Origin of the sequence: Pseudomonas putida (genome assembly GCA_041071465.1) — a bacterium.
GTDB lineage: Bacteria > Pseudomonadota > Gammaproteobacteria > Pseudomonadales > Pseudomonadaceae > Aquipseudomonas > Aquipseudomonas putida_P.
In genome coordinates this window covers 4,697,825-4,714,570 of the sequence record CP163498.1, presented here as the reverse complement: position 1 = coordinate 4,714,570, position 16,746 = coordinate 4,697,825, and the positions used below count along the sequence as shown (strand labels likewise).

General features: G+C 64.1%; 12 protein-coding genes and 1 pseudogene. 3 read left to right on the top strand and 10 right to left on the bottom strand.

Features of this window, described 5'->3' with window-relative positions; all coding sequences use genetic code 11:
- Positions 1–11: 11 nt before the first annotated feature.
- Positions 12–839 (bottom strand): amidohydrolase, encoded by an 828-nt coding sequence (locus tag AB5975_21770; protein ID XDR19153.1) that lies wholly within the window; start codon positions 837–839, stop codon positions 12–14.
- Positions 840–987: 148 nt separating this feature from the next.
- Between AB5975_21770 and AB5975_21765 the strand changes: the two genes are divergently transcribed.
- Positions 988–1,926 (top strand): LysR family transcriptional regulator, encoded by a 939-nt coding sequence (locus AB5975_21765; protein XDR19152.1) that lies wholly within the window; start codon positions 988–990, stop codon positions 1,924–1,926.
- Between the two features lie 60 nt (positions 1,927–1,986).
- Here AB5975_21765 and AB5975_21760 read toward each other — a convergent pair.
- From AB5975_21760 to pgm, 8 genes and pseudogenes are all read right to left on the bottom strand, one after another.
- A pseudogene (locus AB5975_21760) lies at positions 1,987–2,457 on the bottom strand (FCD domain-containing protein).
- Positions 2,458–2,529: 72 nt separating this feature from the next.
- A complete protein-coding gene (locus AB5975_21755) occupies positions 2,530–4,227 on the bottom strand; it encodes an NEL-type E3 ubiquitin ligase domain-containing protein (protein ID XDR19151.1) in 1,698 nt (565 codons plus the stop codon).
- Complete coding sequence (locus AB5975_21750; protein ID XDR19150.1) at positions 4,173–5,684, bottom strand: hypothetical protein; 1,512 nt, start codon at positions 5,682–5,684, stop codon at positions 4,173–4,175. Before AB5975_21750 ends, AB5975_21755 begins: the two co-directional genes overlap by 55 nt.
- A 502-nt stretch (positions 5,685–6,186) precedes the next feature.
- Positions 6,187–7,305 carry a DUF6543 domain-containing protein gene (locus AB5975_21745; protein ID XDR19149.1) on the bottom strand — a complete coding sequence of 373 codons (1,119 nt, stop codon included), beginning with the start codon at positions 7,303–7,305 and terminating at the stop codon, positions 6,187–6,189.
- Between the two features lie 328 nt (positions 7,306–7,633).
- Positions 7,634–10,036, bottom strand: coding sequence for a TonB-dependent siderophore receptor (locus tag AB5975_21740; GenBank protein ID XDR19148.1), 2,403 nt, complete (start codon positions 10,034–10,036; stop codon positions 7,634–7,636).
- A gap of 65 nt (positions 10,037–10,101) precedes the next feature.
- Positions 10,102–11,046 (bottom strand): FecR domain-containing protein, encoded by a 945-nt coding sequence (locus tag AB5975_21735; GenBank protein XDR19147.1) that lies wholly within the window; start codon positions 11,044–11,046, stop codon positions 10,102–10,104.
- Entirely contained in the window at positions 11,043–11,555 is a 513-nt protein-coding gene (locus tag AB5975_21730; GenBank protein XDR19146.1) for a sigma-70 family RNA polymerase sigma factor, read from the bottom strand. The genes AB5975_21735 and AB5975_21730 overlap by 4 nt, the downstream gene beginning before the upstream one ends.
- A gap of 78 nt (positions 11,556–11,633) precedes the next feature.
- On the bottom strand, positions 11,634–13,271 hold the full coding sequence (pgm, locus tag AB5975_21725; GenBank protein ID XDR19145.1) for a phosphoglucomutase (alpha-D-glucose-1,6-bisphosphate-dependent): 1,638 nt from the start codon (positions 13,269–13,271) through the stop codon (positions 11,634–11,636).
- A gap of 168 nt (positions 13,272–13,439) precedes the next feature.
- On the opposite strand from pgm, the gene AB5975_21720 reads away from it, so the two are divergent.
- Together AB5975_21720 and AB5975_21715 are read left to right on the top strand one after the other, a co-directional pair.
- A complete protein-coding gene (locus AB5975_21720; protein ID XDR19144.1) occupies positions 13,440–14,087 on the top strand; it encodes a DUF1345 domain-containing protein in 648 nt (215 codons plus the stop codon).
- 270 nt (positions 14,088–14,357) lie between these two features.
- A complete protein-coding gene (locus AB5975_21715; GenBank protein XDR19143.1) occupies positions 14,358–14,618 on the top strand; it encodes a DUF1652 domain-containing protein in 261 nt (86 codons plus the stop codon).
- Here AB5975_21715 and AB5975_21710 read toward each other — a convergent pair.
- On the bottom strand, positions 14,615–16,702 hold the full coding sequence (locus tag AB5975_21710) for a putative bifunctional diguanylate cyclase/phosphodiesterase (GenBank protein ID XDR19142.1): 2,088 nt from the start codon (positions 16,700–16,702) through the stop codon (positions 14,615–14,617). The genes AB5975_21715 and AB5975_21710 overlap by 4 nt on opposite strands.
- Positions 16,703–16,746: the final 44 nt, after the last annotated feature.

The following is a 16,746-nucleotide window of genomic DNA, read 5'->3' as shown; positions in this document are numbered from 1 at the left end:
TCAACGGGGCGTTAGGCAAACCCGAACAATCGACGCGGGGTGTCCCACATCACCGCACGGCGCTGCCGGGCATCCGGCATCAGGCGCTCGGCCAGTTTCAGCAGCGGCCCGTAGTCCACCCGCGAACGCTGGCGAATGAACGGCCAATCCGAACCCCACACACAGGCTTCGGCGCCAAAGGCTTCGAGCAGGGCCTGGACGTAGGCACCGCTTTGCTCCAGCAAGGCATCGGCTGCGGCGAACTTCTGCATACCGGACAACTTCACGCAGGCGCGGCCACTGTCGGCCAACCGCAGCAGCGCCTGGAAGCCGGCTTGCTGCACACCCGCCGCAACATCCGGTCGGCCGCAATGGTCGATCAGCAGGCGTGCATGGGCGCCTTGCAGCAGGCCATGCAGGTCAAGCAACTGGTCCTCACATACCTGCACCTGCGCAAACAGGCCAAGCTCGGCGAGTTTGCCGAACAGCCCATCAGCGTCCTTCAAGCTGGTTACCCCGTACAGCGCGGGGTTGAAGGCGATACCCACTACACCTTGCGACTGCAAGGCCGCCAGCGCATCGAGGCTGATATCCGCTTCGACCACCGCCACGCCCTTGAAGCGCCCCTGCCCGGTGGCCAAGGCATGCAGCAGGCAGCGGTTGTCGGTGTGGTAGCCGCTGTTGGGGCCAACCAGCAAGGCATGTTGCACCCCATAGGCATCCATCACCCGACTGAACTGCGCCTGGGTGGCGACCTCCTGCCCGGAAGGTGCATAGGGTGCGTCGGGGTGGTAAGGGAAACGCGCGGGGTCAAACAAATGGTTATGGCAATCGATCTTCGCTTCGTCAAAGATGGTCACGCAGCACTCCCGTCAAGCGCCACTGCGCTTGCCTGCAGATCTTGTTATTGTTCGCCGCAAGGGCGATCAGGCTGGGGTTTACGATACTGCGCGGCCGAGTTTGACGCTCATACCCAGATGGCGAAGACCATAACCGAAGGTAATACACATGCTGCTTGGCAACGAAGGCGCAGACGCAAACCCGATGGTATTCAAACTGCGGCACATGGAAGTGTTCCGGGCGGTGATGCTGACCGGCTCGATCAGCGCGGCGGCCAAGCTGCTTTACGTGTCGCAGCCGGCCGTGAGCAAGCTGATCCAGTACATCGAAGGGCGCCTGGCCTATCCGCTGTTCGAGCGCATCAACAACCGCCTGGTGCCCACGGCCGAAGCGCAGGTGCTGTTTCGTGAAGTCGAGCGGGTGTACCAAGCCGCGTTGGAGGTCAATGAATGCGCCCTGGCACTGGGCGCCGGTGGCCAGCGCAAGCTGCGCATTTCGTGCAGCGCGTCGTTGTCGACGGTGGTCATCCCCATCGCCCTGGCCCAGCTCAAGCGCGAGTCACCGTCGCTGAACATCGAGTGGCAAACCTCGCTGATGGGCGAAATGCCCAACCAGATCCTGTCGAAAAAGGTCGACCTGTCGATTGCCGCCCTGCCGGTGGTGCATGACCACCTGCATTCGCAGGCGTTCATGCGTGGGCGCATGGTGGTGGTGATGCCGCCCGACCACCCGCTGGCTGGGCAACCCACGCTGAGCTTGCAACAGTTGGAAGGCCATGCCTTGCTGCTGTTCCGGCCCGACATGCCGTTTGGCAAGCTGCTCGCCGAGCACATCGAGCGCAGCGCAGTGCAGCTGAAATCACTGTTGTCGTTTACCAATGCCAACGAGGCTGTGGCGCTGGTCAAACAAGGCATGGGCATCAGCGTGATCGACGAGTTCGTTGCGCAGGACAGCGGGCTGGCGGTGGTGCCATTGGCCGATGAAATTCACTTCGATATCAGCTTTGTCTATTCACGGTTCGAGCCGCCGTCTCATGCAGCGGTGCATTTGATGCGGGTGTTGCAGGGCCAGGCGCAGAGGCTTGGGAGAGCGGTGGCATCAAGCTGATGCAGATGGGTGCGACCTCTTGTGGAGGCTGGCCTTGCTGGCGACGGGGCGCGTAGCGCCGCTGTCACCGCTCTCCACCGCATCGATGATCGCCGCGTGCTCTTGCCAGGCGCAATGCTCGCAGCTGGGCGACTCATATCGGACGATGATCAGCGACGTCATCGGCGCCAGCCCGTTGAGAAAACGCGCCAGTGGTACGTTGGCGGCCAGGTGCGCCAGCCTCATGTGAAATTCGCCACCCAGGCGGATCGCCGTGCAGCGTTCGCCCTGCTCATGGTGCTGGCGTTCGCGTTCGACCAGCTGGAGGATCTGTGCCGGGCGCGCGCGCTGGGTGGCCAGGCCGATCAGCGTGGTCTCGGCCAGGCGCCGGGCGCTGAGCACCTGGCGCGCCTGCTCGGGCAAGGCGCTGCCCGGTCGCAGGCGCTGTTCGAGAATGGCATCGAACAGCCGAGGGTAGATCTGCTCCGCCGACAGGCGGGTTTCGCCGGCACCCAGCAGGGCAGAGAGCGTGGAGCATGTGCGGGTGCTGATGCCGCTGGGCTGCGACCTGGCGCAGGGTTACGGGCTATCGTCACCCGGCGCAATGGCTGGCCGCCTGCCGACTCATTCGCGATGGGCCTGGACCATGGTTTCGGTCAGCTCGCGCAGCAGTTCGGCTTCATCTTCCTTGCGACAACGCAGCAGCAGGTCCGCGGCTCTCTGGTAGAGGGTGTTCTCGTTGGGATAGCGACCGCTGGCCAGGTTGACGCGTTGCAGCACGCCGTTCATGCGCCAGGCAAGCCCATCCACATCGCCCACCTCACGCTCCAGTGCGTCGATGTAGAGCGCTGGCACTGCGGGGCCGGTATAGGCACCCGCTTCGGCCGACGGGTCAGTGAGCGTGTCGAAATATTCGGAGGCGCCCATCCAGCGTTCGGCCAGCCTTTCGAAGGCCAGTGGCCGTAAACGGCGCAGCCAGGCTCGCCAGAAGGGTTGGTCCACTGCCCAGTGTTCGAGGGCGGAGGCACTCGTGCCCTCGATCACGGCATCACCCAGGCGTTGCAGGGTCGGCTCATCGAGGTGCGCCAGTTGCGGGGAACGCATGGCCTGCGGTTGCGGCGGCAGGTTCAGCCTCTGTCGTAGCTGGATACGCGCATGCAGGGCCATCTCCAGTTCGTCGGGGTGATCGCTGACCAGTTCCCGATCGCTGATGCCATCGTCGGGGTGCAGGGCTGGAACGGGGTTGTCCGTCGGGTGATGGTCATCGGCCCGCAAGGCCCTGCGTCTGGCCAGCCGCGCCTGATAAAGAGCGCCGACGCGTTCGTCGAGCAGGCGCTGGCGCAGCAGCGCGCGGGCACTGTCCACGGCAACCTGTTCGTCGGCTTCGGCAGCCGCGGCATGGGCGACCGTCTGCCACACCGTCACTTGCGTCTCGACTTGCTGGAACAGCACGATGGCCTGGTCCACGCACTCCTGGGTGGCGTCCTCGAGCAGGTCGTTGATCTGCTGCTGCACCTGCGCCCGGCCCCAGCCGGTATCGGCTTCGCCTTCTTGCGTGCTGGACAGCATTTCGACCACGTGTTGCATGCGCTGGCGCATCTGGGTTGGGGCGTCCAGGAAGTCCTGTGTATCGGGCAGCCGTTCGAGTAGGTTGTAGAGCGGCTGCCACTGTGGATCGTCAGCCGTTTCGGCAATGTGCAAACGCAACGACTCAGGCCAGTCGGCGGCCCAAGGGTTGGCCTGTGCAAGGGCTGGGAGGGTGGTGAAGCCGGCCTGTTCGAGATTGGCCAGGGCCGCTTCGTCGAAAGGATTGCCGTTGAAGGAATAGGCAATGGCTTCGAGGTGATCGCGTACCGCGCGGGCAAAGGCTGTCTGGCTCAGGTCGGGGGTAACGGCGAGCTCGTTGGCGCTCAGGTCCAGCTGGCGCAGCACCAGAGGCTCCTGGTTCATGAGGGCCTCGAGCCCCGCCGGCCATTGGCTGATGTTGGTCAGTTCCAGGTCCAGTCGCTGCAGGCGTGTCCAGCCGCTCAAGTCGGGGGCCAGGGCCAGCGGGTTTTCGTACAGCGACAGCATCTCCAGACGGTTGAGCCCGGCCAGTGCGGTACGTGCGGCCTCATCCAGCACGATCGCGTTCTGAGCCAGGCTCAACCCGATCAAGGCCGGCCAGCGTTGCAGGGCCTGAAAGTGTTCGGCGGTCATGATCAGGTGGTTGAGGTCGGCCTGGAACCAGGCCAGCGACGGCAGGGCGCTGAGGCGCTCGAGCGTAGTCACCGAGAGGGTGTGAATGCCATCGGTGAGGTTGAGCCGTTGCAAGTGGGGCATACGTTCGAGCAGCGCGAGGCTTTCCTCCCGTCCAGGTCAATGTTGTTTTCCGAGATATCCAGTGCCTGCAGTTCGTGCATCTCGGCCAATGCCTGGGGCAGGCGGCTGAGGCTGTTTTCCGCCAGGTCAAGCAGGCGCAGGCCGGGAAAGGCTTCGAGAAACGCGTTCAGGCCGGGCATGTCTGGGGTGTTGAGACCGTTGAGGTTGAGCAGGCGAACGTGAGGCAGGCCTATGGGCAAAGCGGGTACGCTGGTCAGGCCATGCCCCTCCAGCACCAGGTTGATATCGTCGATGTTGTCGTGCGGCCCTTCTGCGCTTTCCCGGCGCCACGCACTGCGAATGCGTTGCGCGAAGGTTTCGCGCAATCCATGTTGCTGTTCCTGCGCACCGGGCAGGAGGCCCTCGGGGGCGTGTACCCAGCGTTGCAGTACGCTGTCGAGTCGGCGGTAGTCCACCAGCAGTCGCGACAGCATGCGACCGAACGCGCCGGCAGACGGGCCGGCCTGGTGGCGCAGGCGCTGGCGCAGCATCTCCCGGTCGCCTTGCGGTGTGGCCGGGAACAGTTGATCGAACAGCTCGTCTTCAGTCCAGTAAGCGCGTCCTCGGCCACTGAGGCGATAGCCGATACGACGATCACCGGGTAGGCGGGTGGGCAGTCGGTACATCGGTCGAACCGGTGTCATGCCTAGGTCCAGAGCGGCTTGCCGACGGTCACGGGCGGCCAGTTCGAACAGGTTGTCGCGCAGCTTGCCCTGCTCATGGATCAGCAGCCCGAGTGCGTCACGTTCGCTGTCGGGCAACGCCTGCAGCATCGCGCGGTATACATCGCTGCGCCCCGCCAGCTCGTTGCCGAACGCGTCATGGGGGGTATATCCATCGGCGTTGCGCACCAGGGTCTTGGTGGGCAGCCCTTGCTCGCCTGTGCTGGCGAGCAGCCGCCCCCTGAGGTTCGAGTCGCGCAGTTCGAGGCGCAGCTTGCCGCGCCATCCAGGCAGACGGCGTAACGCGGCGAATGCCAGGGCATCGCGGTCGGTGGTGGCGCCGTTGCCATGGTGGAAGCGGGCAAGGGCCTTGCCGATGCGGCTTTCACGCAGGTACAGCCGTGCGGTCTCGGCCAGCCGCAAGGGCAAGCGCCCCGATTGCTGTAGCCGGGCGATGTCGCTGGCCGACGCCTGGGCGAGGATCTCCGAGCGGCTCGCCTGGGTGAGCGATGGGAAGTCGCGAGCCAGGATGGCGGTCAACGGCTGTTCGTTGGCCGGGACGCCGATCGGGTGTGCGCCGAGAGCTTCGAGGCTTTCGAGCAGCAACGCGGGGGTTGGTCTGTGATCCAGCAACACTCGGCGCAGCGCTGCGGCATCGTAGCCGCTGCATTGCAACGCTTTGCCGAGGGTTTGCGCATCCAGGCCTTGGGCAGCGGGGCCCAGGTGTTCGAGCAGGGTGTCGGCCTGCCAGTCCAAGGGGCGATCGTGTTCGAACAGCCATGTGCCCTGGCCGTTGCCGAGCAGTGTAGGCTGGTGCCGCTGTCCCCGGACCGATGGCAGGCGAGCGGTGCCGTCTGTGACCTGTTCGAGCGGCAGCGCCTGCCCGTCGCGCTCGAACCATGGCTTGCCCTCCCACAGGTACAGGCCTCGGCCATCACGGGCCTGGCCGAGTGGCCAGGGCCGGGGCGGGGAAAGGGTGTCAGCTCACCGGACCACAGTCGCTGTTCACCGTCGGTGCCTACTGGTTGCCAGCTGTGCAAGATGCCCTGAGGTTCGATGAAGCGTCCCGCGGCGCCTAGGGCGGCGAACTGTGCAAGGCTTGCCAGCACGTCGAACAGGTGACCGATCGCGGCATCGGCATCGCCTTCGTTGGCGGCGTGCACGCCGTCGAGGAATTCGTCGACCACCTGCGCACCGCCGATGACCAGCATCACCTCGCCCAGACCGGGCACGAAGAATCCCGCCAGGTTGAGCACGGTCAGGCCGACGCCCAGCCAGCTCTGGATGCGGGCCAACTGGGCATCGGCATCACGTTGGGCGACTGGAACGGCCAGGATGGCGGCATCCTGCATGCGTCGCTCGACCTCGATGCGCGCGTACTCGACGAAGCCATCCCTAGGCCACGGCGTGAAGGTGATGTCCAGCCTCGCGTTCTTGTCGAGGGTTTCCTGCCAGAGGTCGGTAGTGGCAGGAACACGCGTTTGAGCCAGCTGAAGCGTTCGCCATTCTCCAGCACGGGAGCAGATGGATGCAGCTCGGCATATGGGTAGCGCGGGTACAGGATCTGACGCAGCCGTGCGCTGAAAAGAGGTTGCTCGGCAAGACAGACAAAGCGAGTGAAGTACTCGCGCTCCTCTTGCTGCCACAGCATCTGGGTGAGCGCCGTGCTCGCGGCCTGCGCTGAGGGGTACTGGCGCAGTGGCTGACCAGGATGACCTGGCAGATACAGCAGGCATCGCTCGACAGCATCGCGCGGTGCGAGGCGGACCAGCATAGGGCCATGCAAGGGGATGCCGAACAGGCTGAGGAAGCCGCATTGCAACTGACTGCGTGCTGATTCGGCTAGACCGGCGAATATCGTTTCACCCATCAGTGCACCCTCGGCATCCAGATGCCCTTGCAGCGTAGCCTGGGTCAGCTCGGCAGCGAAGGTGGCCCGGGCGTACTGGCGCACCAGGTCGCGAAAACCGTCGGTATCTATATGGTCGCCCAGGTGATAGCGATAGCGCTGACCGAGGTCGAGATTGCGTACGCCGCTGACGAAGGTGGCCGCTTGTTCGCCCGAGCGCTTTTCAAGGCGGGTGGCCGAGTCGTACAGGGTGACGCGAGCGCCGGCATCGAAGTTCTGCAAGGCTGCCTCGAGCCAGCTATGGCCGTTGCCATCACTCCACACCCGAGCTTGGTCGACCTTGGGCAGCACCTGGTCCGGGAACCAGCGCTGCAGGGCTTGCTCCAGCAGCGGGCGGCAGAAGGTCTCGATGCTTTGCACCGGCGCCAGCGCCTCGCGCAGGCGGCGCATCGCGGCATGGCTCTGCCTGACGCGCTGCTTGAGCAACTGGCGCTCGGCCGTGGACGCCTGCGCGAACCAGGAAGGCATGCGCGTGTGGATGAAGGACAAATGCGGGGACAAGGGGGCTGGGTCATCGTCGTTGCTCCATTTTCGGGGAGTACAGAGGCTAATGACCCAGGGCCCTGTGGTCGGGCTACATAATTGATGCCCAGCCGGTGGCCGTGTGTTTCACACCTGTGATGCCGTGCTTTTCACCGAGGCCAACTCCGGATGGGCCACCAGCTTGAGGACTTTGGCTGGCCCACGCTTGTGATTCGAGATCAGAGTGGCATTCAGCTGGCCATTCACCGCTCTCACTCCAGATTCTAATCCCTCCTCAAAACACAAGGCCGCTCCCACATGGACCGTACAGGGCTTAAAAACCTACTGTGGCCGACAGCAAGTAGGTGCGCGGTGTGGAAAGGGTCAAGCCGGGCTCACTGTCATCCGAAGCCCCCGCCGAGCTCCAGTAACGGTCATCCAGCACATTCTCGACACTGGCACGCAAGGTCACCTCGGCAGCATCCACCTTGAAGGCATAGCGCGCCCCCAGGTCATACCGCTCCCAGCCGTCGATCTGCTTGCTGTTGTTCTGGTCCAGGTACTGCGAACTGGAATGAATGCCCCGCGCCGTCAGGGTTAGGCCGTTCACGCCCGGCACATCCCACTCGGCACCGAGATTGACGTTGTATTCGGGCGTCGCTGGCGCGCGGTTGCCATCGAAGGCGCCACCCACGGTATCGGTAAGCTCGCTGTCGATGTACATCATCCCACCCAGTACGCGCACCCCCTGTACAGGCTCACCAAACACACTCAGCTCGATCCCACGGTTGTCGCGCTTGCCGTTGGGGCCGAACACCCGCGAGGTGGCGTTGGTTTCGTAGGCCGGCTGGCGAATGCGGAAGGCGCTGGCTGTGAACGCCACCGGGCCAAAATCGTACTTGGCTCCTACCTCAACCTGGCGGCTGGTGAACGGCGGGAAAATCTGGTCCTCGTTGATCGAGGTCGATGGCGCGATCTTGCCTTGGCTCAGGCCCTCCATGTAGTTGGCGTACAACGACAGCTGGTCGGTCACCTTGAGCAACACGCCACCCGACGGTGAGACCTTTTCTTCGTCATAGGCCGTGTCGCCTTTGATGCCGTCGCTCCAGTCATCCACCTGCACCCGCTGCCAGCGCGCCCCCAGGGTCAGCAGCAGACGGTCGGCGAAAAAGCCCAGCGTGTCGGCCAGGGCCACGCCGGAGAAGCGGTTCTCCGTGTAAACCTGCGGGTCGATGCGGGTTGGCGTACCCGGTGTCGGGGTGGCAACCGGGTTGTAGAGGTTGCTCGGCGCCGAGGCATAACGCGCACCGCCGTTGGTGAAGTCCATGTAGAAATAGCTGGCGGCCAGGTTCAGCTCATGGCTGACCGGCCCGGTATGAAACCAGCTGCGCAGGCCGGCCATGGCGGTGCGCACCGATTCGTCGCGAGTGAAATCGCGCGGCTGAACGGTGAAATCGCCGGCATCGTTGGTAATCGACACGTTGTGGCGCAGGAAGTCATGGTTACTCTTGCGCGCGCCGACTGCCCCATAGGCCAGCAGCGATTCGCTGATATCGTACTCGGCGTTCAGCGCACCGAAGGTGTCGTTGGTGCGCGCCTTGCTCCAGGCCTGAGCGTAGTTGTGGCGTACGTCATTGGCATCCGGCACCTTGGCATTCGCACCCACCAGCACACGCTCCTGCGGCGCGTCGGTATCACGCTCGGTATGCCCGAGGTCCGCTGAAAGCCGCAGCCGCTCGCCGCGAAAATCCAGGCCCAGCACGGCCATTTCGCGATCGACGCGCTGGTGGTCCCATTCGGTGTCACCGGCCTGCTTCACCCCATTGAAACGCACGCCGAACTGCTGCCCTTCACCAAAGCGTCGACCAACGTCCACGGCGCCACCTGCCTGCCCAGCCGACGCATAGCTGCCGGTGAACGCGGTGATCGGCTTGTCGCCGGCCCGCTTGGGCTGCACATTGATCCCGCCGCCCACGCTGCCACGGGGCGAAATGCCGTTGATCAACTGGCTGGGGCCTTTGATGATGTCGACCCGGTCGGCCATTTCCATGTCGATCGAGTAGGTCGGCAAGATGCCGTATAGGCCGTTGTACGCCACATCACTGTTGAACAGGCTGAAGCCGCGAATGGTGAACTGCTCGAAACGCCCACCCGCCGGGTTGGTCGCGCGCACCGAGGGATCACTGGCAATCAACTCACCCAAGGTACGTGCCTGCTGGTTCTTCACCAGCTCGCTGGTGTAGCTGGTGATGCTGAATGGGGTTTCCATGAAATCACGCGAACCCAGCAGGCCTTGAGCGCCCTGGCGCGCCACCTGGCCACCGGCGTATGGCTGCGTTTCGCTACCTGCAGCCAAGCCGCCGACGATGCTGGTCGGGGCGATTTCCAGTGCGCCGCTGGACTGTGTTGGTACCAGGGTGAAGGCGCCCTCACCCACCGGCATCAACTGCAAACCGCTGTCGCGCAGCAGCTGCAAGAAGCCCTCTTCGACACTGTAGTTACCGGACAGGCCGCTGCTGTGCCGGCCCTGGACCAGTGCCGGGTCCAGCGATAGGCTGACACCGGCCTGGTCGGCGAAGTGGGTCAACGCGGTGCCCAGGCTGGCGGGTGCTACCTGGTAGGTACGCCGGGCAGGCTCATCGGCCCACGCCGGTGCACACAACAACAGGCTCATCGCAAACAACGGATGTGCTGCGCGCGCCAGTGGGCGCGGGCGGCAAGACTTTACTGCAGGCATCGAACAAGGCTCCCCTTTATTTTCTCATACCGGTAATGACCGGCGAGTGAAAAAAAGGGACAGCCTCATGCACGATTTTCTTGTGCGGCCAGGCTCACCCAATAACGCGTGCGGGTATGCACCTGCAACGGCAGGCTGGCGGCCAGCAAGGCCAGCACCCGGTCGGTATCGTCAAGGCGGAATGTGCCGGTAACACGCAGGCCCTCAAGCGCAGGTGCCCAACGCAACACGCCGGGGCGATACCTGCGCAGCTCGTGCAGCAACTCGCCCAATGGGCGATCATCCAACCGCAGCACGCCTTCGCGCCAGCCCAGTGGCCAAGCGTCGAACCCGTTGACAGGGCCGACACCCGCGGCCTGCAAACTGGCCTGTTGCCCGGCCCGCAACATCACTGCTGGGCCACGCAACGGCTGCAGACTGGCCATCCCATTGACCACCGACACCCGACAGGCCTCATCGACCAGACGCAAGCACACATCGCCTTCACTGAGCAGCACCTGGCCGTAAGGCACCTGCAGGCTCAGGAAAAGGTTACCGGGGACTTTGACTGCCACTTCGCCGCGCAGCAGTGCCACACGGCGTGCATCCAGGTCGATATTGACCGCACTGTCGGTGTTCAACTGCACGAAAGTTCCGTCGCTCAGCAGTACCTGACGGCGCTCGCCTACCGAGGTGCGCAGGTCAGCGGTCCAGGCATCAAGTGGCAGCTCGCGGCTCACCAGCCAGGCCGTCGGCAGCAGCGCCGCCACGCCCAGGGCCTGTTCGAGCAGCGCCCTGCGGCCGGCATCCGGGCGGTCCAGGGTGGCCATCGCCAACGCCCCGGGCAACCCGGAAAACCGCGCACGCAGCAATGCTGCCTTTTGCCAGGCGTCTTCGTGCAGGCTGTTGCTGGCGCGCCATTGCGCCAAGTGGCGCAAGTCAGTCTCACTGGCATCGCCGGAATCCAGCAGCGCCAGCCAACGGGCCGCTGCACGCAGCGCTTCGCGCGTTTGGGGAGGATTGTGGCTCATTGCAAGTCGGCCAGCAGGCAATGTTCATAGGCCTGCGCCATGTAGCGCTTGACGGAGCGTTCGCAAATACCCAGGCGCTGGCCAATTTCGGCGTAACCCAGGCCTTCCAGCTGGCTCCAGAGAAAGGCCTTGCGCACCGGCGCCTTCAGGCCGTCGAGCAACTCATCCAGTGCTTGCAGGGTTTCCAGCAACACCCAACGCTGTTCTGGCGAAGGCACATGCTGCTCGGGCAGGTTGGCCAGGGCATCAAGGTAGGCTTGCTCCAGGCTGCGCCGCTGGTGGAAGTTGCTCAGCAGGCGCTTGCCCACGGTCAGCAGGTAAGCGCGCGGTTCGCGAATGTCTGCCAGTGGCTGGGCACTGGCCAATACCCTCAGAAAGGTATCTTGGCTGAGGTCGGCAGCATCCCAGGCATTGCCCAGACGCCGACGTAACCAGGTTTCAAGCCAGCCGCGGTGCTCCCGGTACAGGGCAGGCAGGCTTGGCTCGGTTGGCGGCGCGGCGTCTATCATCGGGAAGGCCCTGCGGCGGTGTAAATAAGATTAATTCTAATTTACATCACACCACAGAACCAAGCGGTTTGTTACCGGTCAGGCAATTGCCGCATCCACCAGCACTTGTGCTTCCTGCACCAGGCGCTGCAGGTGCGCCTCGTCGATGAAGCTTTCGGCGTAGATCTTGTAGATGTCTTCGGTACCCGACGGGCGCGCGGCGAACCAGCCATTGGCGGTCATCACCTTCAGCCCGCCAATGGCCTGACCATTGCCTGGCGCGTGGCTGAGGATCTGCACGATCGGCTCACCGGCCAGCTCGGTCGATTTCACCTGCTCCGGCGCCAGCTTGCTCAGCAGCGCCTTCTGCCGGGCGTCAGCCTTGGCCTCGACACGGGTGGCGAACGGCTTGCCCAGTGCTTCGGTCAGGTCGGCGTAGGCCTGGCTTGGGTTGCGCCCGGTGCGGGCGGTCATTTCGGCGGCGAGCAAGGCCGGGATCAACCCGTCCTTGTCGGTGGCCCACACCGAGCCATCGCGGCGCAGGAACGAAGCCCCTGCACTTTCTTCACCACCAAAACCGAGCGAACCGTCGAACAGGCCCTGGGCGAAGTACTTGAAGCCCACCGGCACTTCATACAGCTCGCGACCCAGGCGCTCGGTTACACGGTCGATCAGGCCGCTGGAGACCACGGTCTTGCCCACGGCGGCGTCGCTGCGCCATTGCGGGCGGTGGCGATACAGGTAGTCGATGGCCACGGCCAGGTAGTTGTTCGGTTGCAGCAGGCCATCGGCGGTGACGATGCCGTGGCGGTCGTGGTCCGGGTCGCAGGCGAATGCTACGTCGAAGCGCTCACGAAGGCCGATCAGGCCCTGCATGGCGTATGGCGACGAAGGGTCCATGCGGATCTGGCCGTCCCAGTCGACGGTCATGAAACGGAAGGTCGGGTCGACCTCGGTGTTCACCACTTCCAGGTCCAGCTGATAGTGCTCGGCAATGGCCGACCAGTAGCGCACCCCTGCCCCACCCAGCGGGTCGACGCCCAGGCGCAGCTTGGCACCACGGATAACGTCGAAGTCGATGACGTTTTCCAGGTCGGCTACATAGTTGCTCACGTAGTCGTGGCGCTGGGTGGTCGGGGCCTGCAGCGCCTGGCCATGGTCCATGCGCTTGACGCCCGCCAGGTTCGCCGCCAGCAGTTCGTTGGCCTTGGCCTCGACCCACTTGGTCACATCACTGTCGGCCGGGCCGCCATTGGGCGGGTTGTATTTGAAGCCACCGCTTTGCGGCGGGTTGTGCGACGGGGTGATGACGATGCCGTCGGCCAGCCCCTGCTGGCGGCCACGGTTGTAGCAAAGGATGGCGTGGGACACGGCCGGCGTGGGCGTGTACTCGTCATCCTTCGATAGCATCACCTGCACGCCGTTGGCTGCGAGCACTTCCAGGGCGCTGGCGGTGGCCGGTGCCGACAGGGCGTGGGTGTCGGCGCCGATGAACAGCGGGCCGTCGATGCCCTTTTCCTGGCGGTACAGGCAGATGGCCTGGGTGATGGCCAGGACGTGGTATTCGTTGAAACTCAATTCAAGCGAAGTGCCCCGGTGCCCCGAGGTGCCGAAGGCCACGCGCTGGGCCGCCACGGCGGCGTCGGGGCGGCCGGTGTAGTAGGCGGTGAGCAGTCGGGGAATATCGACCAGCACGCTGGCCGGAGCCGGCTTGCCTGCCAAAGGACTGAGCGTCATGCAAAAACCTCGAGTTCAACAGATGTTGGTGTTGGAGCGTGCAGTGTACTGAGAGTTGCAAGGGTGTGCGATGGGCGGCAGCAAAGAACAGGCGGTTCAGCCTGTGCTGCAGCTTTGTGCTGGTGTCTTGGTCTAGAGTACAAGCCATACCCTTGTAAAAGAGGCCCCATGGCTTTCCACCGCCTGACCCGCACACACCCTCGCCTGAGCCTCGCCGCAGCAGTTGGCCTTGTTGGCGCCTGGTTGATCCCAGCTGGCGATACCGTGCAGCACATCCTCGCCGGCTGGAACCTAGGCGTATGGCTGTACCTGCTGCTGGTGCTGTACCTGAGCTGGAACGCAGGCCCCGATAAAGTCCGCAAGGTCGCCCGTGTCGAAGACGAAAACGCGGGCATAGTCCTGCTGACCGTGTGCATCGCCGCCATCGCCAGCCTTGCCGCGGTCACCCTGCAACTGGTTTCCAGCCGCGGCCTGCAAGGCACACCGCTGGCCCTGCACTACCTTTACACCGGCCTGACCGTAGCCGGTTCCTGGCTGCTGATCGGCTGCATCTTCAGCCTGCACTACGCGCGGCTGTTCTACACCGGGCAAAACCACGAACCGCCTCTGCGCTTCGCTGATGGCGAACGCAACCCGGATTACTGGGACTTTCATTACTTCTCGTTCACCATCAGCGTCGCGGTGCAAACGTCTGACGTGGGCGTCGCAGGGCGAGGATTACGCCGGGTGGTGCTGGCGCATTCATTGGTGGGGTTCGTGTTCAATACGGCCATTTTGGGGTTCACCATCAATATCGCCGCCGGGCTGCTGGGTTGAACCGCTCGTCTGAAACCTGGATGCTGAACGGTGGCGAAATCAATGCAACTCAACGGGAAAACCGGCCGCCACACTGCCAGGAAAACGTTTGCCACGCAGTCACCGAACAATCCTAACCCACGACAAGGATGTGATCGCTGTCATGCATTAGCGCATTTGTCGTATTTGCAGCCGAGAATCGCCCGTGACAGGTGCTATGTTTACCTTCCCGGCGGCTGCATCGAAGTGGCCACCCGCTCACCACGTCCAGGCATGGACAAGGAGGCTGGCATGAACAAGATGACGTTCCCCAACGCCTGCCAGGTGATGCGCTGGCATTTCCACCCGCTGGGCTTCGAGGCCAGCATGGATGCGCCACGCAGCTTGGTCGCGCGGTTGTTTGACCGCGCCAGCGGTGAAACCCTGCTGGCAATTGCCGGCATCCCTTGTGCAGCGATCATGGCCGCCGCCGATGTAGAACGCATCATCGAGGCCGTCGAGGCGGAGATGGATGCCTTCATACCCGCGGTTACCTTGCGCGCTGCGGTCTAGCTCGCAGCGTTACTTTCCTCGCCCATCGCCCGCAACTTGCCCATGAACTGCTCGGCCGGCACCGGCTGGCCCAGCAGGTAACCCTGCAGCGAATCGCAACCCAAGCGGGTCAGGAAGTCCTGCTGCATGTCGGTCTCCACCCCCTCGGCAACGATACGCAGGCCCAACGCCTGGCCCAGTGCGACAATGGCCGAAACGATCGCGGCATCGTCACTGTCCTGCTCCAGGTCGCGCACGAAGCCGCGGTCGATCTTCAGCTCGTTGGCTGGCAGGCGCTTGAGGTACATCAGGCTGGAATAGCCGGTGCCAAAGTCATCGATGGACAGGTCCACACCCATGTCGGACAGGCGCTGCAACACGGTCAGGCTGGCGTCGGCGTCGTGCATGGCGGTGGTTTCGGTGATTTCCAGGGTCAGGCAGTTGGCGGGCAGGCCATTCTGCTCCAGGGCGCGTGCCACGCTCTCTACCAGCCCGGCGTGGCAGAACTGGATGGCCGACAGGTTCACCGCCATGCGCCAGCCGTTGTGGCCCTGGTCCAGCCACTGGCGCATCTGCCGGCAGGCCTCTATCAACACCCACTCACCAATAGGAATGATCAGGCCGGTCTTTTCCGCCAGGCCGATGAAACGGTCGGGCAGCAGCAGGCCATGCTGCGGGTGCTCCCAGCGCAACAACGCCTCGGCGCCGATCGGCTGGCAGGCTTGGGCGTCGAACTTGGGCTGGTAATGCAGGCGGAACTGGCGCTGTTCCAGTGCCTGGCGCAAGTCCTGCAGCAACTGCAGTTGCTGGCGGGCGTTGCTGTTCATCGACACATCGAAGAAGCTGTAGCCGTTCTTGCCGGCGCTCTTGGCGTGGTACATGGCCGCGTCGGCATTGCGCAGCAACTCATGCTGGTCCTGGCCGTTGCCTGGGTACAGGACGATGCCCAGGCTGGCCGACAGTTGCAGGTCGTGCTCGGCCACGCGAAATGGCCGTGACACCAGGTTGACCTGCTTGACCGCCACGTCCATGGCATCATTCGGCTCCTGCAGTTCCACCAACAGCACGAACTCGTCACCCCCAATTCGCGCCAGGGTGTCCTGGCTGTGCAGGTGGCCACGCAGGCGCGCCGCCACGGCCTTGAGCAGCAGGTCGCCGATGTGATGGCCAAAGGCATCGTTGACCGGTTTGAAGCCGTCCAGGTCGATGAACATCAGGGCAAAACAACCGCCCTGCTCCGCTACCTTGGCGATGGCCTGCTCGATACGGTCGGCCAGCAAGGTACGGTTGGGCAGATCGGTGAGGGTGTCGTGCAGGGCCAGTTGGGTGAGCTCTTGGTTGGCCAAGGTCAGCGAACGGGCCAGCTCGGCCGTACGCGCTTCGAGGCGTGCGTCCAACACCGAGGTCAACAAAGCCACAGCCAGTACCGCCAGGGTGGTGATCAGTACCAGGTAGACCAGGCCCTCACCCTGCAGCCCGCCGCCCAGCGCACCACAGAAGCTGCCCTCGGGGAAATTCGCCGCCGCCATGCCGGTGTAATGCATGCCGACGATGGCAAAGCCCATGACCACCGCCGCCAGGCCTCGAATCTGCCGCACATAGGGGGTGTGCCTGCGCAGGCGGAAGGCGATCCACAACGCCGCCGCCGAGGCGCCCACGGCAATCAGCAACGAGGCGCCGAACAACGTCGGGTCGTAATCGATACCCGGCAGCATGCGCAGCGCGGCCATACCGGTGTAATGCATGCAGGCGATGCCAGCGCCCATGATCAACGCGCCAAGCCCCAGTTGCAGCGCCGGCAGGCTCGGCTGGCTGACCAACCACAAGGCAAAGCCCGAGGACAGCACGGCAATCAACAGCGAGAACGCGGTCAGGGCAAGGTCGTAACCCAGGTCGATGGGCAAGCTGAAGGCTAGCATCCCAATGAAGTGCATCGACCACACGCCGATGCCCATGGCCAGCGCACCGCCGCCCATCCACAGGTAGGCAGCTCGGCCCTTGGCCGTGGCGATACGGCCGGTCAGATCGAGGGCGGTATAGGACGCCAGGATCGCCACGCACAGCGAAATCAACACCAGCGAAGAGGAGTAGCTACCGGTCAACATTGGGGAATTCCAGCGACGGGACAGGGTGCCCGGCAAAAGCTGAC